At 68.9% G+C, this 23,841-nt stretch carries 22 protein-coding genes; 13 read left to right on the top strand and 9 right to left on the bottom strand.

The features are described from left to right. Positions 1–182: 182 nt before the first annotated feature. Complete coding sequence (gene galE / locus AB0J09_RS00305; protein ID WP_360682839.1) at positions 183–1,133, bottom strand: UDP-glucose 4-epimerase GalE; 951 nt, start codon at positions 1,131–1,133, stop codon at positions 183–185. A gap of 86 nt (positions 1,134–1,219) precedes the next feature. On the opposite strand from galE, the gene AB0J09_RS00310 reads away from it, so the two are divergent. Together AB0J09_RS00310 and trpS are read left to right on the top strand one after the other, a co-directional pair. Then, positions 1,220–2,533: a hemolysin family protein gene (locus tag AB0J09_RS00310; RefSeq protein WP_360682841.1), complete on the top strand. Its 1,314-nt coding sequence runs from the start codon at positions 1,220–1,222 to the stop codon at positions 2,531–2,533. 14 nt (positions 2,534–2,547) lie between these two features. After that, positions 2,548–3,552, top strand: coding sequence for a tryptophan--tRNA ligase (gene trpS / locus AB0J09_RS00315; protein WP_360682843.1), 1,005 nt, complete (start codon positions 2,548–2,550; stop codon positions 3,550–3,552). Between the two features lie 12 nt (positions 3,553–3,564). On the opposite strand, the gene AB0J09_RS00320 is transcribed toward trpS, so the two are convergent. From AB0J09_RS00320 to AB0J09_RS00330, 3 genes are all read right to left on the bottom strand, one after another. Further along, the gene (locus AB0J09_RS00320) at positions 3,565–3,759 is read right to left on the bottom strand and encodes a hypothetical protein (protein WP_360682845.1); all 195 of its coding nucleotides are present in this window, start codon (positions 3,757–3,759) and stop codon (positions 3,565–3,567) included. A 77-nt stretch (positions 3,760–3,836) separates the two neighbouring features. Then, entirely contained in the window at positions 3,837–5,027 is a 1,191-nt protein-coding gene (locus AB0J09_RS00325; protein WP_360682847.1) for a helix-turn-helix transcriptional regulator, read from the bottom strand. A gap of 72 nt (positions 5,028–5,099) precedes the next feature. Next, positions 5,100–5,579, bottom strand: a complete 480-nt coding sequence (locus tag AB0J09_RS00330; RefSeq protein WP_360682849.1) for a MarR family transcriptional regulator — start codon at positions 5,577–5,579, stop codon at positions 5,100–5,102. A gap of 43 nt (positions 5,580–5,622) precedes the next feature. On the opposite strand from AB0J09_RS00330, the gene AB0J09_RS00335 reads away from it, so the two are divergent. Beyond that, positions 5,623–6,531: a haloalkane dehalogenase gene (locus AB0J09_RS00335; RefSeq protein ID WP_360682851.1), complete on the top strand. Its 909-nt coding sequence runs from the start codon at positions 5,623–5,625 to the stop codon at positions 6,529–6,531. Positions 6,532–6,574: 43 nt separating this feature from the next. Here the strand turns inward: AB0J09_RS00335 and AB0J09_RS00340 are convergent, their stop codons facing one another. Then, positions 6,575–7,081, bottom strand: a complete 507-nt coding sequence (locus tag AB0J09_RS00340) for a MarR family transcriptional regulator (RefSeq protein ID WP_360682853.1) — start codon at positions 7,079–7,081, stop codon at positions 6,575–6,577. A 61-nt stretch (positions 7,082–7,142) separates the two neighbouring features. Between AB0J09_RS00340 and AB0J09_RS00345 the strand changes: the two genes are divergently transcribed. Together AB0J09_RS00345 and AB0J09_RS00350 are read left to right on the top strand one after the other, a co-directional pair. Then, complete coding sequence (locus AB0J09_RS00345; protein ID WP_360682855.1) at positions 7,143–8,423, top strand: amidohydrolase family protein; 1,281 nt, start codon at positions 7,143–7,145, stop codon at positions 8,421–8,423. A gap of 30 nt (positions 8,424–8,453) precedes the next feature. Beyond that, on the top strand, positions 8,454–9,497 hold the full coding sequence (locus AB0J09_RS00350) for a YihY/virulence factor BrkB family protein (RefSeq protein ID WP_360682857.1): 1,044 nt from the start codon (positions 8,454–8,456) through the stop codon (positions 9,495–9,497). Here AB0J09_RS00350 and AB0J09_RS00355 read toward each other — a convergent pair. Beyond that, positions 9,486–10,595, bottom strand: a complete 1,110-nt coding sequence (locus AB0J09_RS00355; RefSeq protein WP_360682858.1) for a D-alanyl-D-alanine carboxypeptidase — start codon at positions 10,593–10,595, stop codon at positions 9,486–9,488. The two genes, AB0J09_RS00350 and AB0J09_RS00355, sit on opposite strands and share 12 nt — an antisense overlap. Positions 10,596–10,678: 83 nt before the next feature. On the opposite strand from AB0J09_RS00355, the gene AB0J09_RS00360 reads away from it, so the two are divergent. Beyond that, the gene (locus AB0J09_RS00360; RefSeq protein ID WP_360682860.1) at positions 10,679–10,927 is read left to right on the top strand and encodes a hypothetical protein; all 249 of its coding nucleotides are present in this window, start codon (positions 10,679–10,681) and stop codon (positions 10,925–10,927) included. Here the strand turns inward: AB0J09_RS00360 and AB0J09_RS00365 are convergent. Continuing rightward, positions 10,899–12,290 carry a peptide ligase PGM1-related protein gene (locus AB0J09_RS00365; protein ID WP_360682862.1) on the bottom strand — a complete coding sequence of 464 codons (1,392 nt, stop codon included), beginning with the start codon at positions 12,288–12,290 and terminating at the stop codon, positions 10,899–10,901. The two genes, AB0J09_RS00360 and AB0J09_RS00365, sit on opposite strands and share 29 nt — an antisense overlap. Before the next feature lie 494 nt (positions 12,291–12,784). Between AB0J09_RS00365 and AB0J09_RS00370 the strand changes: the two genes are divergently transcribed. Continuing rightward, on the top strand, positions 12,785–14,008 hold the full coding sequence (locus AB0J09_RS00370; protein ID WP_360682864.1) for a M20 family metallopeptidase: 1,224 nt from the start codon (positions 12,785–12,787) through the stop codon (positions 14,006–14,008). 139 nt (positions 14,009–14,147) lie between these two features. Here AB0J09_RS00370 and AB0J09_RS00375 read toward each other — a convergent pair whose 3' ends face one another. After that, positions 14,148–16,034: a Xaa-Pro dipeptidyl-peptidase gene (locus AB0J09_RS00375; RefSeq protein WP_360682866.1), complete on the bottom strand. Its 1,887-nt coding sequence runs from the start codon at positions 16,032–16,034 to the stop codon at positions 14,148–14,150. A 277-nt stretch (positions 16,035–16,311) separates the two neighbouring features. On the opposite strand from AB0J09_RS00375, the gene AB0J09_RS00380 reads away from it, so the two are divergent. The 6 genes from AB0J09_RS00380 to AB0J09_RS00405 all read left to right on the top strand — a co-directional run bounded on the left by AB0J09_RS00380 (position 16,312) and on the right by AB0J09_RS00405 (position 23,126). Further along, the gene (locus AB0J09_RS00380) at positions 16,312–17,382 is read left to right on the top strand and encodes a BMP family ABC transporter substrate-binding protein (RefSeq protein ID WP_360682868.1); all 1,071 of its coding nucleotides are present in this window, start codon (positions 16,312–16,314) and stop codon (positions 17,380–17,382) included. 84 nt (positions 17,383–17,466) lie between these two features. Continuing rightward, on the top strand, positions 17,467–19,035 hold the full coding sequence (locus tag AB0J09_RS00385) for an ABC transporter ATP-binding protein (protein ID WP_360682870.1): 1,569 nt from the start codon (positions 17,467–17,469) through the stop codon (positions 19,033–19,035). Next, positions 19,035–20,177: an ABC transporter permease gene (locus tag AB0J09_RS00390; protein WP_360682871.1), complete on the top strand. Its 1,143-nt coding sequence runs from the start codon at positions 19,035–19,037 to the stop codon at positions 20,175–20,177. Before AB0J09_RS00385 ends, AB0J09_RS00390 begins: the two co-directional genes overlap by 1 nt. Then, positions 20,174–21,454 (top strand): ABC transporter permease, encoded by a 1,281-nt coding sequence (locus AB0J09_RS00395; protein WP_360682873.1) that lies wholly within the window; start codon positions 20,174–20,176, stop codon positions 21,452–21,454. The genes AB0J09_RS00390 and AB0J09_RS00395 overlap by 4 nt, the downstream gene beginning before the upstream one ends. Then, positions 21,451–21,849, top strand: coding sequence for a cytidine deaminase (locus tag AB0J09_RS00400; RefSeq protein ID WP_360682875.1), 399 nt, complete (start codon positions 21,451–21,453; stop codon positions 21,847–21,849). Before AB0J09_RS00395 ends, AB0J09_RS00400 begins: the two co-directional genes overlap by 4 nt. Next, positions 21,849–23,126 carry a thymidine phosphorylase gene (locus AB0J09_RS00405; RefSeq protein ID WP_360682877.1) on the top strand — a complete coding sequence of 426 codons (1,278 nt, stop codon included), beginning with the start codon at positions 21,849–21,851 and terminating at the stop codon, positions 23,124–23,126. Before AB0J09_RS00400 ends, AB0J09_RS00405 begins: the two co-directional genes overlap by 1 nt. A 242-nt stretch (positions 23,127–23,368) precedes the next feature. Here AB0J09_RS00405 and AB0J09_RS00410 read toward each other — a convergent pair whose 3' ends face one another. Next, positions 23,369–23,755 carry a MarR family transcriptional regulator gene (locus tag AB0J09_RS00410; protein ID WP_360682879.1) on the bottom strand — a complete coding sequence of 129 codons (387 nt, stop codon included), beginning with the start codon at positions 23,753–23,755 and terminating at the stop codon, positions 23,369–23,371. Positions 23,756–23,841: the final 86 nt, after the last annotated feature.

Below are 23,841 nucleotides of genomic sequence, written 5' to 3' on the forward strand. Positions count from 1 at the left end.
GGGGGCTTCAGGGCGGGCAGGACACCTGCTGCACGGCGGGAGCGGCCTGCGGCGTGGCAAAGGTCACGCCTGCGGCTGCCAGAAGGCAACCCGCCACAATGAGGACACCGAAGAGCAGCTTCGTGACCCTTGGTGAAAAGTTCCTCACATTTGGGTATCACAGCACATTTCGCGGCGCCGTATCACGCATTTGCGGAAAGCGCGTCCCACGCGTCGGAAACGATGTCGTGCAGCGAGGGCCGTTCGGCCTTCCAACCCAGCTCTCGCTGGATCCTCGCGGACGACGCGACCAGCACGGCGGGGTCGCCGGGGCGGCGGTTCGCGACGACGGCCGGGATCTCGTGGCCGGTGACCTCGCGGCAGACCGAGATCACCTCCTGCACGCTGAAGCCGCTGCCGCTGCCCAGGTTGTAGACCTGGTGCTCGCCCGGCACGATCGCGTCCAGCGCCAGCAGGTGCGCCCGCGCCAGATCGGCCACGTGGATGTAGTCGCGCACGCAGGTGCCGTCGGGCGTCGGGTAGTCGGTGCCGAAGACGTTCACGGACTCGCGCTCACCGGTCGCGACCTTCAGGACGTTCGGGATGAGGTGGGTCTCGATCGTGTGCCGCTCACGGTAGCGGCCGTAGGCGCCGGCCACGTTGAAGTACCGCAGGCTCACCGCGCCGAGGCCGCGGATCTGCGCGTACGCGCTCAGTGCGGTGTCGACGGCCAGCTTGGTGGCACCGTAGGGATTGGTCGGGCGCGTCGGGTCGTCCTCCTCGATCGGGGAGCGCTCGGGCTCGCCGTACGTGGCTGCCGTCGAGGAGAACACGATCCTGCCCACCCCCTTGTCCCGCATGGCGTCGAGCAGGGCCAGCGTGCCACCGAGGTTGTTGGACCAGTAGAGTCCCGGCTTCTCCACCGACTCACCGACCAGCGACTTGGCCGCGAAGTGCAGCACCGCGTCCATGCCGTCGAGCACGTCATGGGCCTCGGTGATGCTTTTTTGGACAAATCTGGCATCTTCCGGCACCGCGTCCTGATGCCCCGTTGACAGGTCGTCGAGTACCGTCACCTCGTGTCCTGCCTCAATGAGCTGCGCCGCGACGACACTGCCGACGTACCCGGCACCCCCGGTCACCAATAGCCTCATGTGCACTCCTGTTCAAATATGTTTGATTTTGTACGGCTTGCCGTTCAGCATACGCGGGAAAGCCGCCGAGTACGCTGCCAACCACCATGTTTGACACCGTCGCGGCCAACGTCGCCCTGGTTCTGCTGTTCATCCTGATCGGGGGCTTCTTCGCCGCCGCCGAGATCGCGATGGTCTCCCTCCGGGACAGCCAGGTCCGCAAGCTCTCACAGCGGGGCCGCCGGGGCGAGCGGGTGGCCAAGCTCGCCCGCGACCCCAACCGCTTCCTGTCCGCCGTCCAGATCGGCGTGACCGTGGCCACCATGCTGTCGGCCGCGTTCGGCGCCGACCGGCTCTCCGGGCAACTGGTGCCCCTGCTCGAACGCTGGCGGGTGCCCGAGGCCGTCGCTCCCGTGCTCGCGCTCGTGCTGGTGACGCTGGCGATCTCGTACACGTCGCTGGTGCTGGGTGAGCTGGCGCCCAAGCGGCTGGCACTGCAGCGGGCCGAGGGGCTGTCGCTGTACGTGGCCCCGTTCCTCGACCGGATCGCGTCGCTGTCGCGGCCGATCATCTGGATGTTGTCGAAGTCCACCGACCTCGTGGTCCGGCTGCTCGGCGGAAACCCGGAGGCCGGCCGTGAGGAGGTCACCACCGAGGAGCTGCGCGACATGGTGGTCGGGCACACCGATCTCACCGCCGACGAGCGCAAGCTGATCGGCGAGGTGTTCGCGGCGGGGAAGCGACAGCTCAGGGAGGTGATGCTGCCGCGTACCGAGGTGGAGTTCATGGACGCCGACACTCCGCTGGACGAGGCGGCCCGCCTCGCAGCCGGGCTGCCGCACTCGCGTTTCCCCGTCTACCGCGACACGTACGACGAGGTCATCGGGTTCGTGCACGTACGTGACCTGCTGGACCCCGAGCTCACCGGCCAGACCGAGCCGATCAGCGCGGTGGTGCCGATCCGCGCGGCGAAGTTCGTGCCCGCGTCGAAGCGGCTGCTCAGCACCCTGAACGAGATGCGCGACGAGGGGCAGCACCTGGCGATCGTGGTGGATGAGTACGGCGGCACGGCGGGCATCGTGACCATGGAGGACCTCGTCGAGGAGCTGATCGGGGACATCAGGGACGAGTACGACGTCGAGGAGGACGTCGTGGTCCTGCCCGCCGGAGAGATCGAGATCGACGGCCTCACGAACCTCAACGACTTCGCCACCGAGACCGGCATCCGGCTGCCCGACGGTCCGTACGAGACCCTGGCTGGATTCGTCATGGCGATGCTGGGGCATGTGCCAGCTGTAGGGGAAAAGGTGGAAATAACGGGATTTGAGATGACAGTAACCGAGCTGGACGGGCGCCGTATCTCCAGGGTGAGAGTGAAACACCGTCCGGCAGTCGAGTCGCCGCCCGAGCGGGATTCCTGACACAATTGCCTGCTATGGCCAGACCTCGTGTTCTCTCCGGCATCCAGCCCACAGCGGACTCCTTCCACCTGGGCAACTACCTGGGTGCCGTCCGCCAGTGGGTCACCCTGCAGGAGACCCACGACGCTTTCTACTGCGTGGTCGATCTCCACGCGATCACGGTGCCGACCGAGCCCGACGCGCTGCGCCGCCGCAGCCGCGTGGCCGCCGCCCAGCTCTTCGCCGCCGGCCTCGACCCGGAGCGGTCCACCGTCTTCGTGCAGTCGCACGTACGCGAGCACTCGGAGCTCGCCTGGATCCTGATCTGCCTCACCGGCATGGGCGAGGCGGCCCGGATGACCCAGTTCAAGGACAAGTCGGCCAAGTTCGGTGAGAGCGCGGCCAGCGTCGGCCTCTTCACGTACCCGATCCTGCAGGCCGCCGACATCCTGCTCTACCAGGCCAACCGGGTCCCGGTGGGAGCCGACCAGAAGCAGCACCTGGAGCTCACCCGAGACCTGGGCCAGCGCTTCAACCACCGCTTCGGCGAGACGTTCACGCTGCCGGAGCCGTACATCCTCAAGGAGGTCGAGAAGATCACCGACCTCCAGGACCCGACGGCGAAGATGTCGAAGTCCTCCTCGAGCCCCGCCGGCATCCTCGACGTCCTCGAGCAGCCGGGCCCGCTGCGCAAGAAGGTCATGCGGGCGGTCACGGACACCGGCTCCGAGGTGCTGTTCGACGAGGAGAACAAGCCCGGCATCTCCAACCTGCTCCGCATCCAGTCCGCGCTGACCGGGACGCCCATTCCCGAGCTGGTGGCCCGGTATGAGGGGCAGGGGTACGGCACGTTCAAGAAGGACGTGGCGGAGGCGGTGGTCGGCACGTTCACGCCCATCAGGGAGCGTACGGAGAAGCTGCTGTCGGACGAGGCCGAGCTCGACCGCCTGCTGGCCATCGGCGCGGAACGCGCGTCGGCGGTGGCCAAGCAGACCATGGCCGAGGTCCGCGACAAGGTCGGCTTCCTCCCCACGCTGTAGGTGGGCGGGGGCTCACCCCGTCCGCGCGGGCCGGTGGAGCCGTAGCAGGGCGCGCAGGGCCGCCAGGCTGGGGCGGGTGAGCCGGGTGTCGCCGTGGATGGCGGTCCAGCCCGAATGATCCCGCTGGAACGACCACCCCGGGAACTCCCTCGTGGCCTCCTGGAGCAGTCGTTCCATGACGAAATCGGCACTCGGCGCACTGGTCATGAGCGCAGCGTGTCACTCTCGCCCCGTTCCGTGACGAACTCGAGCAAGAGATCTCCCTGTTCGCCGCGACCGAACTCTTAGTTCGTGATGTCGTGGCGTTCGGCGAGATAGCGGACCTCCGGTGCCCACGACGGCCGCGCCCGCCGGGCCAGCGACCGCACCATCTCCCTCAGCAGCAGCTTGTGATCCAGCTCCTCCGGGCTCTCGCGCTCGATCCGCAGCAGGTGGAGCAGGCTGGCGGCGTCGTCGCCCACGTCCTCGCAGGCGCGGGCGACCTGGCACAGATGGGTGGTGCGCCGCTCGATGGACGGTGTCCGCCGCAGGTCGATGTCGTCGGCGATCTGCAGCACCGCCTCCGGACGGCCGGTGTCGCTCTCGATGCCGGCCATGTGGATGGCGACGTTGGTGGGCCCGAAGAAGGCCAGGTCGTAGACGCCGGACCCGTCCTCTACGCGCTGCGCGAGCTGCGCGGCGGGTCCGCGTACCCGCTCCCTGGCCTCGTCGTCGTTGCCCCCGCGGGCCGCGCTGACCGCGGCGAGCAGGTGCAGCGCGCCGAGCGCCTTGATATGGCGGTCATCGCCGTCGGCGACGTGCGGCTCCAGGATCTCCAGACCACGCCGGGCGACGTCGTACGCGATCTGGTGCATGTCGTCGGCCAGCATCGACTGTCCCAGATTCCAGTACGCCCACGCGCGGATCAGCGGATCCGCCGTCTCCTCCGCGAAGCGCATGGCCCGGTCCGCCGCGAGATGCGCGAGATCCACCCGTCGCAGATGCTTGAGCACACCCCTGGCCAGTATGTACGCGTCCGACGCCACGCTGTGCGCCTGCGGCGTGCCCTCGAGCGCAAGGTTCTCGGCGTCGGTTATCAGGGACGGCAGGGCCGACATCAGGATCGAATAGCGGCGCGTCGAGGTGAACCAGGCGTTGCGCGCCGCCGCCACGCGTTCGGCGAGCTGGTCGGCGTCGGGCGGCTCGATGTCGGGCTCCATCGAGCGGCAGGTGAACAGGGCGCGCTCGATGTCGCTGATCTGCGGCCTGCTGGGCTCGTGCGAGTCGCGCGGGGCCTCGCCTAAGAGCACGGCCGTGCGCACGCCCAGCACTTTGGCGATCTCCCGGAGCAGGGGGAGTGAGGGTGTTCGCTTGCCGTGCTCGACCAGCTCGATGTGCCTGGGGGTGCAGCCGGACTGGGTCGCCAGCGCGGTGGTGCTCATGCCCCTTCGCTCGCGCTGGAGCCTGATCATCTGTCCGGTGCTGATTTCGGCCATAGGCGTGGCGCCTCCTGGGTCGCTCTCAACGTTCCCTCAGGCTAGGGCTCCCGGAGATCGCCTGCCATGGATTCAGCCCTGCTCAGGGGAGCTGCCACGGCCCGAATGGTGCTCCAGCAGGCGGGCCAGGAAAGCCGAGAACTGCTCGCGTTCCGGTTGGCTCAAAGGGGCCAGAACGTCGTCCTGAAGGCCCGCGATGAGCGTGTGCAGTCGTCGGACGTGCCGGAGGCCCTCCGGTGTGATGGTGATGACGTTGCGGCGGCGGTCGGCGGGGTCGGGGGCACGCTCCACGAACCCGCGCTCCGCCAGCTCGTTGATGACGGCGACCAGGTCGCTGCGGTAGATGCCGGTGCGTCTGCTCAGCTCGGACTGGCTCGCCGGGCCGGCCTCGCGCAGCGCTACGAGCGCCGCGTAGTGCCACTTGCGGGCGTCGGCGCCGGCCAGGCCCTCGCTCACGAGCCGGTCGGAGTGCATCGCGACCAGCGACAACATCCTGCTGGGCAGGAGGCGTAGCGAGGCGGGGGTGGCCGGCGTGTCGTCCGTCATGTTCATGCTTCCCGATCCTATCCCGTTGCGTTAGTGCCACTAACGATGTATGTTCGTTAGTGCGACGAACGTTAGTCCGACTCACGAAAGAAGGATCGTCATGCCTGAGATCGACGTGCTCGACTCGACCATGCACTACGAGGACTCCAGCGGTTCCGGACTGCCCCTCGTGTTCCTGCACGGGAACCCGGCATCCTCCCGCCTATGGCGAAACGTGCTGCCGGAGGTGGATGGGCGGCTGCTGGCTCCTGACCTCATCGGCATGGGGCGCTCGGGCAAGCCCGACATTCCGTACCGGTTCGCCGACCACGCCCGCTACCTCGACGCGTGGTTCGACGCGCTCGGGTTGGACGAGGTGGTGCTGGTGGGGCATGACTGGGGCGGCGCGCTCGGGTTCGACTGGGCGGCCCGGCATCCGGGACGGGTGCGTGGCGTGGCGTTCATGGAGACCTTTGTCCGCACGATGAGCTGGGATGACCTGGGCGAAGGTCCGCGTGCCCGTGCCGAGCTGATCAGGAGCGCCAAGGGGGAGGCGCTGGCGCTCGATCAGAACTTCCTCGTGGAGACGGCGTTCACGGGTGGGGTGCTGTCGAGCTTGAGCGAGGAGGAGAAGCAGTCGTACCTGGCGCCGTACCCCACCCGGGAGAGCCGGCGGCCGCTGCTGGAGTGGGCCCGGTCGTTCCCGCTCGACGGCGAGCCCGCCGACGTGGCGGATCGGGTGGATGGGTACGGGAAGTGGCTGGCCGGCAGCTTCGAGGTGCCCAAGCTGCTGCTCACCTTCGACTCCTCGCCGACGTTGCTGATCGGTGAGGAGATGGCGGCCTGGTGTGTGGAGAACATCGCCGCCTTGGAGGTCGAGCACTGTGGCCCGGCCGGCCACCACGCCCCGGAGGACCGCCCCGAGGCCATCGCGGCCGCGCTCAACACCTGGGCGGCCCGCCACGGACTCCGGGGGTAGCGCGTCCTGACGGACCCGGCGGCGACGCTGGGGGAAGCGGCAGCTAACGGTAGCGGCGGCGGCCGACGTGCGAGAGGACCTCGCGGAGCGTGTCGGCCGCCCCCCGTACGACCTCGTCAGGGATCCCGGCCGTCACCTCGCTGTAAGCCCGCCCGGAGGCCTCCAGGGCGGCATCTGTCACGCGCCGTCCCTCGTCGGTGAGCTGGACCCAGCGGCTGCGCGCGTCACCCGCGTTGGCCTCGCGCTCGACGTATCCCGCCGCCGTCAGGCGCTGCAGCACGTTGCTGATCCCTCCGGAGGTGAGGAACAGCGCCTTCGACAGCTCACTCGGCTTCATCCGGTACGGCGCTGCCGCCCGGCTCAGTGCGGCCAGCACGTCGAACTCGGCGTATGTCAGCCCCAGCTCGGCCAGTTCGGCCTTGACCGCCTGGTCGAAGATCAGATGGAGCCGCGACATCCGCTTCCCCAGCTCCAGCGCGGCGATGAGCGACGGCGACAGGCCTGCTTCCTCCCACCGGGGCACCATCGCGTCGATCTCGTCGGGCTTCACGCCATCGAGCATACCGAGCAGCAGATTGCTTTTAGAAAAGCTTCTCATTAAGCTTTTCGCCATGGCATCCACCATCCTGATCAAGAACGGCGTCGTCGTCGACACCGAGCCCGAGCCCGTCGTGCTGGGCCGGGTGGACGTACGGATCGAGCACGGCGCCATCGCCGAAGTGGGTCCCGGCCTGCCCGAGGTCCCGGGGACCGAGGTCATCGACGCGACCGGACGGATCGTGCTCCCCGGGTTCGTCGACACCCACCGCCACACCTGGCAGGCCGGCATCAGGGCCGTCGCGCCCGACATCGCGTTCGACGGCTACCTCCGCCGGGTCCTCACCGAGCTCGCCCCCCGTTACCGCCCTCAGGACGTCTACGCGGGCAACCTGGCGGGCGCGCTGGAGTGCCTGGACGCGGGCATCACCACGCTGCTCGACTGGTCGCACATCCAGTTCAGCCCCGGCCACACCGAAGCCGTCGTGCGGGCGCTGCACGAATCCGGCATCAGGGCCGTGTTCGGCTACTGCCACGGCGGTCAGCCCGGCGAGCTGACCAGAGAGACCCGGAGGGTGCACGACCTGCTCTCCAGCGCATCCGGCCTGGTCACGATGGCGGTCGCCGCCCTAGGCCCGGAGATCGCGGGGGAGGAGCGGGCGCTGGAGGAGTGGCGCGTGGCCGCCGAGCTCGGCCTCCCGGTCACCGCGCACCTGGGCGGCCACGGCCCTGAGAGCGCCGCTCAGGGGCTCGCGTTCCTGGAGTCGAACGGGCTGCTCGCCACCCCCACGACATTCGTGCACGCGCTGCACTACAGCGACGAGGAGTTCAAGCGCATCGCCGCCGCCGGCGGCACGGCCTCGCTCGCCCCCGTGGACGAGATGAACCTGGGGCTCGGCTACCCGGCCGCGGGCCGCGCCAGGGCGGCGGGCATCCCGACAGGCCTCGGCGCCGACACGGTGGTGTGCGCGCCCGGAGACATGTTCAGCCTGATGCGGACCGTCCACCTGCTCGAACGCGGCCGCCCGGGTGGCGCGGGGATGAGCTTCACCACCCGCGACGCGCTACGCATGGCCACGATCGAAGGCGCCGAGGTGCTCGGACTGGCGGACGTCGTCGGCTCGCTGCGGCCGGGCAAGCAGGCCGACCTGATGCTGCTGCGTACCGACACCCTCGGCATGGCGGCGGCCCACGACCCGATCGGCGCCGTCGTGCTGAACGCCGACACCAGCTCGGTGGACACCGTGCTGGTCGCGGGGCGTGTGGTCAAGCGTGGTGGGCAGTTGCTCCAGCATGACGTGGCGGCGGTCCTCGCGGCCCTCATCGAATCGGCTGGTACGGTCGTCGCCACCTGACCGCCGCAGTGGGTCGCCGGGAGGCGCGTGATGGCCAGCTTGATGGAGCGGATCGAGGCGATCAAGGCCTGGGGCCGCGGCAAGGTGGACTCCTGGCGGGTCCGCCGGCGGTGGTTCGACCATCTGATCAGGGCGATCCAGCGCTACCAGGTCCAGAACGGCGACCGGCTGGCGGGCGCGGTCACGTACTTCGCGTTCCTGTCGTTCTTCCCGCTGATCTCGCTCTCGTACGCGGTGCTCGGGTTCGTGGTGGCGACCAGCGAGACCACCAGGAAGGCCCTGGAGCAGGCCATCGTCGAACGGCTGCCCGGCATCGCCGGCCAGCTCAACCTCGAGGCCATCGGCATGGCCAAGGAGACCGCCGGGATCATCGGCCTGCTCGGCCTCCTCTACGCCGGGCTCGGCGCCCTCGACGCGCTGCGCGGGGCGTTGCGCGAGATGTCGATGACCACCGCGCCGCCGCTCGACTTCTTCCTGGGCAAGCTGCGCGACCTGGCCTCGCTGATCCTGATCGGGGTGACGATGATCGCGTCCGTGCTGGTCGCGGGGTTCGCCACCACGGCCACGGACAAGGTCATGCACTTCATCTTCGGCAGCGAGTCGGAAATGGCCACCTGGGGATTGCGGGCGGCGGCCGTCGCGGCGAGCGTGGGGGCCGACTGGCTGCTGTTCGTGATCCTGCTCGGCTGGGTGGCCAGGCCGAGTCAGCCGTTCCGGGTGATCGCCAAGGGGGCGTTGCTGGGCGCGATCGGGTTCGGGCTGCTCAAGCAGGTGGCGACGCTGCTGCTCGGGCATACGCTGAGCAACCCGGTCTACGGCACGTTCGCCGTCATCGTCGGGCTGCTCATCTGGATGAACTTCTCGGCCAGGCTCGTGCTCTATGTCGCCGCCTGGACGGCCACCGCCGGCTACTGCCCTCCGCCGTCCCCCTCTCCGATCCCGTCCTCGGGCGTGCGGCCGGACGAGGGGCAGGAGCCGCACAAGGCGTGCGGCCCGGAGCGGGCGTCAGAGCCGGGTACGCGATCCCGGCCGGACGGCAAGGCCTCCGGGCCTGCGACGACCTCAGACGCGTGACCTGCCGCGGCGACGGCGGCGGATGCCGTAGCCGAGCCAGATCAGCCCGAACAGCAACCCTCCACCGATCACCACGGACCCGATGAGCTTGGTGGAGTCACTCTGCTTGGCGGCCCTGTCCAGCAGCGGCGGCTGGGCGGCCGGCGTGACGTGCGAGCCAGGCGCCGAAGCCCGCGGGGCGGCCTGGGCGTCCGGGATCGGGTCCACGAGCTTCCCGACCGGCTGGGTCTTGCCTCTGACGGAGAAGCCCCAGTCGAGCAGCTTGGCCACCTCGTCCCAGAAGTAGCCCTCGTGGCGCATGATGCTCACCACGATCGTGTGCCCGTCGCGGTTCGCCGCACCCACGAAGCTCCCCAGGGCCTTCGAGGTCCAGCCGTTCTTGACGCCGATCATGCCCTTGTAGCGCCAGAGCAGCTTGTTGTGGTTGCTGATCTCGTAGTGGCCCTCGGGGGCAGGAAAGTTGGCGGTCTTTGTACTGATATATCTGCGGAATGCGGGATTGGCGAGGCCGGCGCGGGCGATCAGCGCCAGGTCGTACGCCGAGCTGCTCTGCCCTGGCTTGTCCAGCCCGCTGGGTGTCTTCGCCACGGTGTCGTACGCCTGCAGCCGCTTGGCCTCGGCGTTCATGTCACGCATGGTCTTGGCCAGGCCGCCGTTCGTCTCGGCCAGTGCCATGGCCGCGTCGTTGGCCGACGACATCATCAGCGCCCTGAACAGGTCGTCGATCTTGTACGTCGTCTTGACCGACAGGCCGACCGCCGTACCCTCCTGGTTGCAGGCGTTGTCGCTGGGGCGGATGCTGCGGTTCTTGTCGAGCTTGGGAATGAGGGTGAGCGCGGTCAGCGTCTTGAGCGTGCTGGCCGGCAGGTATCGCCCGTGGGCGTCCTTGGCGGCGAGCACATCACCTGTCTCCACGTCTGCGATGACGAACGACGTAGCCTGGGTCTTGGGCGGCTCCTTGACGCCCTCGGGCGCCACGAGACCGTGGCTGCCCAGCGCTTGGCCGCCGACCGGCGTCGCCGGCGCGGCATATGCGGTCCCCCCGGTGAGCGAGACCGAGGCGATGAGTGCCGTGACCGGCAGGATTTTCGTCCACATGGCGGTCTCAGCGTAGCTTCGTGTGAATGCCCATGTGGCGACACATCCCCCGAAGATCCACCTTTGATACAAGAGAGGCACTAATGTCGCGAAAGATCGCCGGATTCCTAATCATCCTGGGCGTATTCATGATCTTTGAATGGGTGAACCTGGGTTTTAACTTGGCCGACGGGCATCCGACCAGCTTCTACGTGGTCCACGGCATCCTGATCGTGGTGAACATCATCCTCGCCGTCGTGTTGGGGATCATCGGCTGGCGTGGCTTCCAGGGCGCCACGAAGAAGGCACCGGGTGAGCAGCCCGTCAAGGGCCGCACAGGAGACGCCGGGTGAGGGCGTGCAGCTCGTCGGCCTCCTCACGTGAGTCGCCTATCGAGGTGAACCCCAGCTTGCCGTGCTCGGGGATGGCCCCGAGCAGGTGGAACACGTTCCCGGTGCGCCGCTCCGCGTCGAAGCCGATCCCGAGCCGCTCGGCCGTACGCATGATCTCGCCGGGGGCGCGCCCCCGCAGGCAGGAGGAGGAGCAGTTGTCGGTCGCCGTATAGAACTTCGGCTGATTTCCGGACATGAGGAGGCCGGTGGCCGGATCGTACGAGGCGCCGGTCGTCAGCACGGCCGCGCCGAGCGGATGCGTGGTGCCGCCGATCCGCAGGTTGATCTCGCACAGCAGCGCCACGTACCCGGCGTCGGCCTTCAGCGCGAAGAAGTCCATGCCGAACAGCCCCACCACGCCCCGCCCGGCCAGGACCCGCGCGATCCTCTCGGCCGCCGCGCCCACCTCGGCGCGGTACTCCGGCGCGGCAGGGAACGTGCAGCCCTGGTAGACGTGGCCGTTCGGCCCGCCGAGCACCTGGTCGTGCGTGGCCAGGACCTGCGCGTCGCCACCGGGCGTGATCTGGGCCAGCGCGCTCGGGTAGTACAGCGGCCGGTGCTCGATGAACTCCTCGACCACCGCCCCGCGGTCCCTGATCTTCGCGGTGAAGCTGTCCCAGGTCTCGTCGGCCGCCGAGAAGCTGGTCTGCGACCTGTCGGCCTTGGGGACGATCGCGTTGCCGAGTCCGGAGTAGCCGTCGTTCAGCTTGACGATCACCCGCTCACCCGGCAGGGCCTCGATCGCCTCCTCGATCTCCAGCACGTTCCGCACGTCGCCGAAGCCCCGTGCCATTGGCACGCCCGCCTCGTGACCGGCCTCGCGCGACCCGCTCTTGGAGCCGTAATAGGCCAGAGAGGTGGCCGGGCCGTAGAGGGGGACGTTGAGTAACGAGGCGAGCTCCTCCTCGAGCTCGCTCAGGACGAACGGCACCAGCCAGGCGTCGCCCTCGACGGCCGCGCGCAACTGCTCCAGCGCGTCGGGTCGGGCGAGCAGGGACTTGGTCAGCGGCTGGGACCAGGGATCGTCGAGGCTGATCAGCGTGAGCCGCTTGGCGGCGTCATCGGGATCGGGCAGGAACCCGAGGTAGTACTCGACGATGTCGGGATCGACGGGCGCGGTGGAGAGGTAGACCACCTTGATCCCGGGTTCGCGCAGCGTGAGCAGCAGGAAGAGCAGGCGCTCCTCGTACGATCTGGCTCCGGTGATCCGGCGAAGCTCATCCTGCGGAAGGGAGAGCGAGGGTACGACCACCATGGTCCCCTCGCCCGGCTTGAAGATGCTCAACCCAGCATACTTCTCCCCGAACGGGATATTAGTGATCATATAGCGAGTGAAACACGCATTCTTCTCAAATGCAGCCACCGCCGAAGTGTGATGACCATGACAGAAGGTGACAGGATTCGGAATCGCTGACCACGTTTGGAAGTGGCGACATCGGGTCACGATCTACTGATCCGTTGTAACTATTTTCGGATCCGGCGTGTGCTCGCGAGCATGGTCACCTGAGGTTTAGGGGCCATGCTGGGGGGAGTTTTTGGCATATCCGTCGCCGAGAACTCCCGTGAGGGCGATAAAGTCGAAGCATCGCCATCGGGCTCACGGCCGACCGCTGTGCTCCCGGGCTGCAGCGGCACTCGCGCCTGACGACGCGCAAGCCCATGCTGACGATCTCGCGCACCCCGACAAGTGGGTGTGTTTTTTGATTCGCCGAGCGGCCGCTCGACCGGGGGGCCACGGCGGGCGTACGAGCTTTCACAGCGCACGAGCCGCGGTGGTCGGACATATTGGGGCGCGCGGCATGGACGGGATGGTGACATATGAGGGGACGTGAGCTGCGGGGCGAACTCGACGCGTTCCTGGCGGAGACCGAACAGGACCTCGTGGCGTTCCGCCGCGACATCCACTCGCACCCTGAGCTGGCCTTCGCCGAATATCGCACGACGCAGCGGATCGCCGAGCGGCTCACCGCCGCCGGCCTGACCCCTTCTGTGCTCCCGCGTGGCACCGGCCTGATCTGCGACGTGGGCAGCGGCGACGGGCCGACGATCGCGCTGCGCGCCGACATCGACGCGCTGCCCCTGCAGGACGAGAAGGACGTGTCCTACCGCTCCACCGCGGCCGGCGCCTGCCACGCCTGCGGCCACGACGTGCATACCACGGTCCTGCTCGGCACCTCGCTCTTCCTCGCCCAGCAGGCCGCCGCGGGCCTGCTGCCCGGCCGCGTGCGCCTGATCTTCCAGCCCGCCGAGGAGCTGCCCGGCGGCGCGCTCGAGGTCATGGCGCAGGGCGGCATCAGCGGCGTCGACCGTATCTTCGGTCTCCACTGCGACCCGCGCGTGGACGTCGGCCAGGTCGGGCTCAAGCCCGGCCCGATCACCTCGGCCTGCGACAAGCTGACCGTCAGGGTCTCCGGCCCCGGCGGCCACACCGCCCGCCCCCACCTGACGGCCGACCTGGTCTTCGCCCTGGCCAAGATCCTCACCGAGCTGCCCGCCGCCCTGTCGCGCCGTGTCGACCCCCGTTCCTCGCTCAGCCTCGTCTGGGGCAGGGTCGAGGCGGGTTCGGCGGCCAACGCGATCCCCGACGACGGCGTCGCCGAAGGCACGGTCCGCTGCCTCGACGAGAACGCCTGGCACGCCGCGCCCGACCTGATCAAGTCCCTCCTGGAGTCGGTGGCCTCCGCCTACGGCGTGGAGGCCACGATGGACTACACGCGCGGCGTGCCGCCCGTGGTCAACGACGAGGTCAGCGTCGAGATGCTGGCCGAGGCCGCCGAGCGCGTGCTGGGCGCGGGCGCGGTGGTCCCGACCCAGCAGTCGCTCGGCGGCGAGGACTTCGCGTGGTACCTCGAGTCGATCCCCGGCGCCTTCGCTCGCCTGGGCACCCGCTCGCCTGGCGGTCTGACGTACGACATCCACCAGGGCACGTTCGACGTGGACGAGAAGGCGATCGCGATGGGCGTGCGCGTCATGGCCGCCACCGCGCTGACCGCGCTGTGGGAGGTCGGCCCGCTCGACTCGGTCACCACCGCGATGGCCTGAACCCCGTTTACGCCCCTCACCGCCCCCCGCCGTACTTCGGCGGGGTTCTTTGGGGGAGGGGCGGGACGGGGCCTGGGTGGTCGCGGCGCTCCTGCCCCCCGCCGTGCTTTCGGCGGGGGGCCTTTTGCGGATTACGGGCCTAGACCTGCGGCATTCTGCCGAGGGCCACGGGCAGTCGCAGTGACGACTGCCCCGGCGACACCGTGATCTTGGTGCCCGGCGGGTACCGCAGGGTGTAGTCGTAGTCGGTCGAGATGATCACCAGGCCCAGCCGGTGGCCCTTCTTGAACAGGTAGTCCGTCGGCTGGAAGTCCCAGGTGAAGGTGTACTCCTTGCCGGGGCGAAGGGCCTCCGTCCTGTCCGGGCGGTGCCGGTTGCGGACGTCCAGCCACCCCCTCGTGACGATCTTGTACGGGGTCGTGGCAGTGCCGAGCGTCCTGAGCGTCGTGCAGCCCGTGTCACCCGGGATGCCCTGGCCGTAGCAGTAGGTCTGGCCGGTCGAGAGCAGGGTGCCGTTCGCGCGGACGTCCGTGCCGTAGTCCACCAGCAACGCCGTCAGGTACGGTGACGCGCCGTCCTTGAGCGAGGCCCGCACCGACACCGTGGGCGTGCCGGAGATCCGCACGTCGGCGGGCAGGTCACCGGTCACATACGCCAGCCGGTTCGGATCGGCCCCGGTGGCCTCCACCAGCTGCTCGGCCGTCCTGACCTTCTGGTCCGTGAACGTCTCCTTGGCCGATCGCGGGCTCGGCGCCGGCCCCAGCTTCGAGTCCGAGCCCGGCCAGAGGGACACGGTGGTCGCGCCGGGCAGCGGCCAGGAGGCGTGCTGGGCCCACTGGCCGGGCGCGATCTCCACGTCCGCCTGCGGCTCGCGCATGATGCCCGAGTCGATCCCGTACAGCCAGTAGTCGAACCAGCCGTGCAGCTGGCGCAGCCACTCGACCGTGCGCAGGTTGAAGGGGTTCATGTGGGTGCCCTGGTGCAGCCAGATCTTGCGGGGCACGTGCCGCTTGGCCAGGGCGTACCACCACTGCGCGAACTGCTTGGTCTTGACGTTCCAGTCGTTGAGCCCGTGCACGAGGAAGACGCTGGCCTTGACCTTGCCGACGTCGTTCAGGTAGTTGCGGGCGTCCCACATGGGGCTGTAGTCGCCGGTGACGCGGTCCTGGGCGGCGCTGATCTGGTCGACCAGGGCGCCGCAGGCCTCCTGGCCGTTCTCCCTGGTCAGCACGTACTTGGCGAGCACATCCAGGTCCTCGCCCTGGAACCCGCCGGGCGCGAGGACACCGCCGTTGGCGCGGTAGTAGTCGTACCAGCTGGAGATGGAGGCGATCGGGACGATCGTCTCCAGGCCCTCGACGCCTGTCGTGGCGACCGCGTTGGGCAGCGTGCCGTTGTACGAGACGCCGATCATGCCGACCTTGCCCGTGGACCAGGTGGCCTCGACCGGGTTGCCGTCGGCGTCGAAGCCCTTGGCGCGGCCGTTCAGCCAGTCGATCGCGGCCTTCGGACCGGCCGTCTCGTTGCGGTCGCCGGAGGTGGGGCAGCCGGTGGCGCGGCCGCTGCCGAGGTTCTCCACCAGCGCGACTGCGTACCCGCGGGGCAGGAAGTAGTTGTCGTAGTAGCCGTCGAACGGCTCGGCGACCAGCTTGTTCGCCAATGCGCTCATGGCGGGCAGCGGGTTGCCGCTCTCGTCCACGTCCACGGGGTGGTTGGCGACGTCGTTGCCGCCGGCGAAGTACGGGCTGGCCTCCATGATGACCGGGACCTTCAGCCCCTGGTCGGTCTCCTTGGGCCGCAGGATGTCCACGGCGACCCGGTCGGGCTTGCCGTCGTTGTCGCTGTCGGTCCCCGCGACCTCGACGAACACCGTCTGCTTCACGGCGTCCGCCCTGGAGAAGACCGGCTGGGTGGCGTTGTTCTCGATCTTGATGGCCGGGGTGCCGGCCGTGGCGGGCGTGGTTCCGCTCAAGGCCACGACGAGCAGGGCGGCCAGAGGTATGGTCAGTGACTTCCAAGGGCGCATGCGGGCTCCGAAATGAGACTTCCACCGTCTGTCGGAATCTCCGTCATGATTCGCGCCGACACAAGAGGTCAAAGTTGGGCAAATCTTTCCCTGTGTCGCAACGTGTGTCCGAATCGTGCTTCAGGTCACGGACGCGAGTGATGTCGATAACGGAGCGGTTTCGACCCTGTGTGCCAGTTTGGTTCGCCCTGGTCAAGCAACTATCTTCCGTGCAGGTGCCGTACGTTCTTTGGGCCTGACAGCGGCGAGGACGACGGGGAAATGGAAGGGAGTCGCCTTGCTCAGCAAGCGATTCAACAGGGTGGCGATCGGCTCCGTGGCCGGCGTCATGCTCATGGCAGCGGCGGCCTGCGGCGGCAGTGGTGGGGGTACCACGGCCAGCGAGGCGCCCAGCAGCGCCGGTGCGAGCAGTGAGGCGCCGAAGGGCGGTCTCAAGGTAGGACTGGCGTTCGACGTCGGCGGCCGGGGTGACAAGTCGTTCAACGACGCCGCCTACGCCGGCCTGGAGAAGGCCAAGACGGACCTCGGCGCGGACATCAAGGAGTTGAGCCCGGCGGCCGACGGCTCCAACCGCGGTGACCTGCTGCGCCAGCTCGCGGACGCGGGCTACAACCCGATCATCGGTGTCGGCTTCGCCTACGGCGACGACATCAAGAAGACGGCGGCCGAATACCCCGACATCCAGTTCGCGGTGGTCGACTCCGCCTCCAACGGGCCCAACGTGACCGGCCTGCTGTTCGCCGAGGAGCAGGGCTCCTACCTGGCGGGCGTCGCGGCGGCCACCAAGTCCGAGGCCAACCACGTGGGCTTCGTCGGCGGTGTCGAGAACGACCTGATCAAGAAGTTCGAGGCGGGCTTCGTGGCGGGCGTGAAGTCCGTCAAGCCGGACGAGAAGATCGACATCAAGTACCTCACCCCCGACGGTGACTTCTCCGGCTTCAAGGCCCCCGACAAGGGCAAGGTCGCGGCCGAGAAGATGTACCAGGACGGCGCGGACATCGTCTACCACGCCGCCGGCGACTCCGGCCTCGGCGTGTTCCAGGCGGCGGCCGCGGCCAAGAAGAAGGCCATCGGCGTCGACTCCGACCAGCGCCAGACGGTCAAGGAGACCGACCTGCAGGGCGTCATCATGACCTCGATGCTCAAGCGCGTCGACGTCGGCGTCTTCGAGTTCATCAAGGCCTTCCAGGGCGGCGCCAAGGGCGGCACCAACACCACGTACGACCTCAAGGTCGATGGCGTGGGCCTGTCCACCACCGGCGGCGAGATCGACGACATCAAGGACAAGCTCGACGCGGCAAAGAAGGACATCGTCGACGGCAAAATCACGGTTCCGTCGAAGCCGTAATCGGGGTAGGAGTGACAGCTGAGGGCCCGGAGTCCCCACTTCGGGCCTTCTGTCTATCCCCCGCCCCCCGCTAGGAGAGGCGAAATGAGTGCTGACACCCTGGCCACGGTGAAACCCGCCGTAGAGCTGGAGGGCATCACCAAGCGTTTCCCCGGTGTCGTCGCGAACCACGACATCCGCATCACCGTCCAACAGGGCACCGTGCACGCCATCGTCGGGGAGAACGGCGCGGGCAAATCCACCCTGATGAAGATCCTGTACGGCATGCAGAAGCCGGACGAGGGCACCATCAGGGTCAACGGCGAGGAAGTGAGCTTCCGCACGCCCAGCGACGCCATCGGCGTCGGCATCGGCATGGTCCACCAGCATTTCATGCTGGCCGACAACCTCACCGTGCTGGAGAACATCGTCCTCGGCGCCGAGCCGAAGAAGGGCGGCAGGCTCGACACCGCCTCCGCCAGGAAACGCATCACCGAACTGGCCGAGAGCCACGGACTGCGGGTCGATCCCGACAGGCTCGTGGAGGACCTCGGCGTCGGCGACCGCCAGCGCGTGGAGATCCTCAAGGTCCTCTACCGCGGCGCCCGCATTCTGATCCTCGACGAGCCGACGGCCGTGCTGGTGCCGCAGGAGGTCGAGGAGCTCTTCCAGAACCTGCGCGAGCTCAAGGCCGACGGCCTGACCGTCATCTTCATCTCGCACAAGCTCGACGAGGTGCTCGGCATCGCCGACGCGATCACCGTGATCAGGCGCGGCACCACGGTCGCGAGCGTGGACCCCGGCGAGGTCACCGCGCGTCAGCTCGCCGAGCTGATGGTCGGCAGTGAGCTGCCCACGCCCGAGACCCGCGAGTCCACGGTGACCGACATCGTGACGCTGAAGGTCGAGCACCTCACCGTTGAGGCCGACGGCCACCACGAGGGCGCCGACCTCGGCAAGAGGCTGCTCCTCGACGACGTCTCGTTCGAGATCCACAGAGGTGAGATCCTCGGCATCGCCGGGGTCGAGGGCAACGGGCAGTCTGAGCTGATCGAAGCGATCATGGGCATCAGGCCCGCGCGCGGTGGCATCGGGCTGGACGGGCAGGACATCAGCGACTGGTCCACGCTCAGGCGCAGGGAGTCCGGAATCGGCTACATCCCGGAGGACCGGCACAGACAAGGGCTGCTGCTCGAGGCGTCGCTGTGGGAGAACCGCGTGCTCGGTCACCAGACCAGGAAGCCCGCCCGCAGCGGCATCTGGATCAACCGCCGGGCCTCCAAGGCCGACACCGAGCGCATCGTCAAGGACTACGACGTACGCACGCCCAGCGTCGACACGCTGGCCCTGGCCTTGTCGGGCGGCAACCAGCAGAAGCTGATCGTGGGCCGCGAGATGAGCGGCGAGCCGAAGTTCCTCATCGCCGCGCACCCCACCCGTGGTGTGGACGTCGGCGCGCAGGCCGCCATCTGGGACCACCTGCGCAACGCCAGGGCGGCCGGGCTGGCCGTGCTGCTCATCTCGGCCGACCTCGACGAGCTGATCGGCCTGTCCGACACGCTCCGGGTGATCTACCGGGGGCGGCTGGTGGCCACGCTCGATCCTTCCGACATCACGCCCGAGCGGCTGGGCGGCTATATGACCGGCGCCATCGCCGGCACTGAGGAGTCGTGATGCCCGCGGGCCTCAACCGGGCGCTGCTCACCGTCGCCGGCGCCGTCGTCGCCATCGTCCTGGCCATCGCGATCTGCAGTGTGGCCATCATCGCCGCGGGCGGCAGCCCACTGGACGCGTTCGCCGCCTTCTTCAACTTCGGTGAGACCCCACGGGCGGTGGTCAACGGCGTCGCGACATTCCTCAACCGGGCGGTGCCGCTGTTCATCGCCGGTCTGGCGGTGGCCGTCGGCTTCCGCATGAACCTCTTCAACATCGGCGTGGAGGGCCAATATCGGCTCGCGGCCATCTGCGCCGCATACGTGGGCTCGACGTTCACAGCGCCCAAGCCGATCCAGATCGCAGTGATCATCCTGGTCGCGGCGGTCGTCGGCGGCCTCTACGCGCTGATCCCCGCGGTCATGAAGGTGACCAGGGGCGTGAACGAGGTCATCGCCACGATCATGCTCAACTACATCGCGATCAATCTGGCGGCCTATCTCGTGCGCGGCCCGTTCGCGGGACAACGCGCCCAGGGGCAGCTCACCACGACCACGCCCGCGCTGGGGGACTCGGCCATGTTCCCCAATCTCAACTTCATCTTCGACTGGTTCGGACAGCCCTCGCCGACCCGAGGTGGCGGCGTGTGGGGCTTCCTGCTCCTGGCGGTCGTCCTCGGCGTGGCGATCTGGGTGGTTCTCGAACGCACCCGCTTCGGCTTCAACATCAAGGCCAGCGGCCTCAATGGCCCGGCCGCGCTCGCCTCGGGCGTCGATCCGAAGAAGATGGTCATCGCGGCGATGGTCCTGTCCGGGGCGATCGCCGGGCTCATCGGCCTGCCGGAGATCCTGGGCGACAAGGGCGCCTTCAACTCCAACTTCACCGCCGGCCTGGGCTTCCTGGGCATCGCGGTGGCGTTGCTCGGCAGGAACAAGCCGGTGGGCATCGCGGTCGCCGCGCTGTTGTTCGCCTTCCTCGACAGGGCGCAGGGCGCGCTGCAGTTCGCGAACGTGCCGGCGTCCGTGGTCACGATCATCCAGGGCGTGATCGTCCTGCTCGTCGTCGTGGCCAATGAGGTGACGAACCGGCTCGCGCTCAGACTCGAGGAGCGGCGGGCCGCCCAGAAGCTCGGTACGAACACCCCGGTTGAGGTGGCAGCATGACTAGGTTCACCAAGTACCACCTGGTGCTCGTCAGCATCGCCGCGCTCATCCTGCTGATGTCGCTGGTACGCGTCGTGTCCGGCCAGAACGACATCACCTCGTCCGGCACGTTCGCCGCCGCCCTGCTGCTGGCGGTGCCGATCGGCCTGGCCGGCCTCGGCGGTCTGTGGGCCGAGCGGGCCGGCGTGGTCAACATCGGCCTCGAAGGCATGATGGTGCTCGGCACCTGGTTCGCCGGCTGGGCCGGATACCAGTGGGGCGCCTGGGCCGCGCTGCTGGCGGGGCTGCTCGGCGGCGCGCTCGGCGGGCTCATCCACGCCATCGCGACCGTGACGTTCGGCGTCGACCACATCATCAGCGGTGTCGCGATCAACCTGCTCGGCCCCGGTGTCACCCGCTTCCTGTCCGAGGTGTTCTACAAGGACGGCACTGCCGCGGCGGACGCGGGCGCGGGCTTCACCGGCTCGCCCGCGATCACCTCGCGCGCGCCGGAGCCCAGCCTGCCGCTGCTCTCCGACGGGCCCGACCTCCTGGGCAAGCTGGAAGGGACCCACTGGTTCCTCCTCTCGGACCTCGCGGGCATTCTGCGCGGGCTCACGCACAATGTGAACGTGCTGATCATCCTGGCGGTCCTGCTACTGCCCCTGACGTACTTCGTGCTCTGGCGCACCGCGTTCGGGCTGCGGCTGCGCTCGGCGGGCGAGAACCCGTGGGCGGCCGAGTCGCTGGGCGTGAACGTCTACCGGATCAAGTACATCGCGGTCGTCATCTCCGGCGCGTTCGCCGGGCTCGGCGGCGTGTTCCTGGTCTTCGTCTCCAACAAGTACGTCGAGGGCCAGACGCAAGGGCGCGGCTTCATCGGCCTGGCCGCCATGATCTTCGGCAACTGGCGCCCCGGCGGGCTCGCCATCGGCTCCTCGCTGTTCGGCTACGCCAGCGGGCTCCAGCTGCGCAGCACCGGGGCGATCACCTCGTTCTTCCTGTTCGGCGCCGTGCTGCTGCTCATCTACCTGATCATCAGGGTCCGCCGGATGTTGTCGCCCGACCGGCCCGCCGAGCTCGCGGCGAGGGGCGTCAGGGAATATACGCTGATGGCGGTCGCCGCCGCGGGCATGATCGTGCTCTTCTGGCTCTGGCGGACCGTCGACCAGCTGCCGAGCGAATTCGTCTTCATCACACCACACGTGCTCACGCTGCTCGTGCTCCTGGTGGCTTCGCAGCGGCTGCGGATGCCCAAGGCCGACGGCGTGCGCTATCGCCGGGGGGAGCAACATTGAGCACCATCGACTGGGACGGCCTGCGCGACGTGGCCGCGGAGGCCATGCGTAACGCGTACGCGCCGTACTCGAAGTTCCCCGTGGGAGCGGCGGCGCTGGTCGACGACGGGAGGGTCGTCACGGGCTGCAACGTCGAGAACGCCTCCTACGGCGTGGGCCTGTGCGCCGAGTGCGGCCTGGTGTCGGCTCTCCAGTCGTCGGGCGGCGGCCGGCTGGTGGCCTTCACCTGCGTGGACGGGCACGGCGAGCTGCTGATGCCGTGCGGGCGCTGCCGCCAGCTCCTCTACGAGTTCGGCGGCGACGACCTGCTGGTCGAGACCGTGGACGGGCCGAAGCGGATGGCTGAGATCCTGCCGTACGCGTTCGGCCCGCAGGATCTCAGCCGGAGCTCCTGATGGACGCCATCGAGGTCATCCGCGCCAAGCGTGACGGCGGGGAGCTGACCACGGCCCAGATCGACTGGGTGATCGACGCGTACACCCACGGCGGCGTGGCCGACGAGCAGATGTCCGCGCTGGCCATGGCCATCCTCCTGAACGGCATGAACCGGCGCGAGATCGCCGACTGGACGCAGGCCATGATCCGCTCGGGCGAGCGCATGGACTGGTCCGCGCTCGACCGGCCGACCGCCGACAAGCACTCGACGGGCGGCGTCGGCGACAAGATCACGCTGCCGCTCGCCCCGCTGGTGGCGGCCTGCGGGGCGTACGTGCCGCAGCTCTCGGGGCGCGGCCTCGGGCACACCGGCGGCACGCTTGACAAGCTCGAGTCGATCCCCGGCTGGCGGGCCTCGCTCTCCAACGGCGAGATGCTGCACGTCCTGCGCTCGGCGGGCGCGGTCGTGTGCGCGGCCGGTGCGGGGCTGGCGCCGGCTGACAAGAAGCTGTACGCCCTGCGCGACGTCACCGGCACGGTCGAGTCCATCCCGCTCATCGCTTCGTCGATCATGTCCAAGAAGATCGCCGAGGGGACCGGCTCGCTCGTCCTCGATGTGAAGGTGGGCTCCGGCGCGTTCATGAAGACCCCTTCGGCGGCTCGGGAGCTGGCCGAGACGATGGTCGCCTTGGGGACGGACGCCGGGGTGCGCACGGTGGCGCTGCTGACGGCCATGGACCGGCCGCTGGGCCGGGCCGTGGGGAACGCGCTGGAGGTGGCGGAGGCCGTCGAGGTGCTCGCGGGCGGAGGGCCTGCCGACGTGGTGGAGCTCACCGTACGGCTGGCGCAGGAGATGCTGGAGGCCGCGGGGGTGTCCGGCAAGGACCCCGCCAAGGCTCTCGCGGACGGGTCGGCCATGGACGCCTGGCGTCGCATGATCCTCGCCCAGGGCGGCGATCCCGATGCGCTGCTTCCCCGCTCCGCGGAGACGCTGACGGTGGAGGTGCCGTCGTCCGGGGTGCTGACCCGGCTGGACGCGTACGCGGTGGGGCAGGCGGCGTGGCGGCTGGGGGCCGGGCGGGCGCGCAAGGAGGACCCGGTGTCCTTCGGCGCCGGCATCACGCTGCACGCCAAGCCCGGTGACCTGGTGCGCGAGGGGCAGCCGTTGATGACGCTGCACGCGGACGAGACGTCGCGGTTCTCGCGGGCGCTGGAGGCGCTGGAGGGCGCTTACGCGGTGGGCGCGGCCGGCGAGGAGCTGCTTCCCCTGGTCATCGACCGCATAACGGCCTCCTAGCGTCCCTTGCCACGCGGCGGGCGTCCCTCTTGAGGGGGAGAGGGACGCGGGCCAGAGGAGGCCGTCTGGCCGTCGCAGGGGGCATGCCGCCGACGTGCGCGGGCGTCCCTCTGAAGGGACGCGCCTCCAAGGGGCGTCGCGTCGCGGCGGCTTGCGGGGCGGCGGGCGTTGACGGCGCGCCGTCTTCCCCTGAAGGGACCCCAGCACCGATCGGCGGGAGTGGGGTGTAACCCCAGGAGTCGTCAGTGGGCCAGGGCAGGGGCGTCGGCGAAGATCTCGGCCAGGACGGCCCGCTGCGTGGGCAGGGCCTCGGCGTGGCGGGCGCGGCCCTCGTCGGTGATGCAGACGAACACCCCGCGCCGGTCCACGTCGCAGACCCCGCGCGACACGAGCGCGGCCTTCTCCAGGCGGGCCACCACCCGGGACAGTGCGCTCTGGCTCAGGTGGACCTCGTCGCAGAGCTCCTGGATGCGCAGCTGTCTGTCGTGATGGACGATCCGATCGAGCACCTCGAACTCGCTGGGTCCCAGCCCGTGCCGATCGCCAAGCTCGCGCTCCAGCGCGCACATGGCCTTGGCGTGCTTGGCCAGGACGTAATGCCAGGTGTCGACCACGAACTCCTCGTCCATGTCGCGGAGGTTACCACCTCGCTAAATCTCATGCAACGGAATTAAATGCGTTTGCATAAGATGCGTCTGCATGTATTGTTCTGTCC

Source organism: Nonomuraea sp. NPDC049784 (assembly GCF_040659615.1).
In the GTDB taxonomy this organism is placed as follows: domain Bacteria; phylum Actinomycetota; class Actinomycetes; order Streptosporangiales; family Streptosporangiaceae; genus Nonomuraea.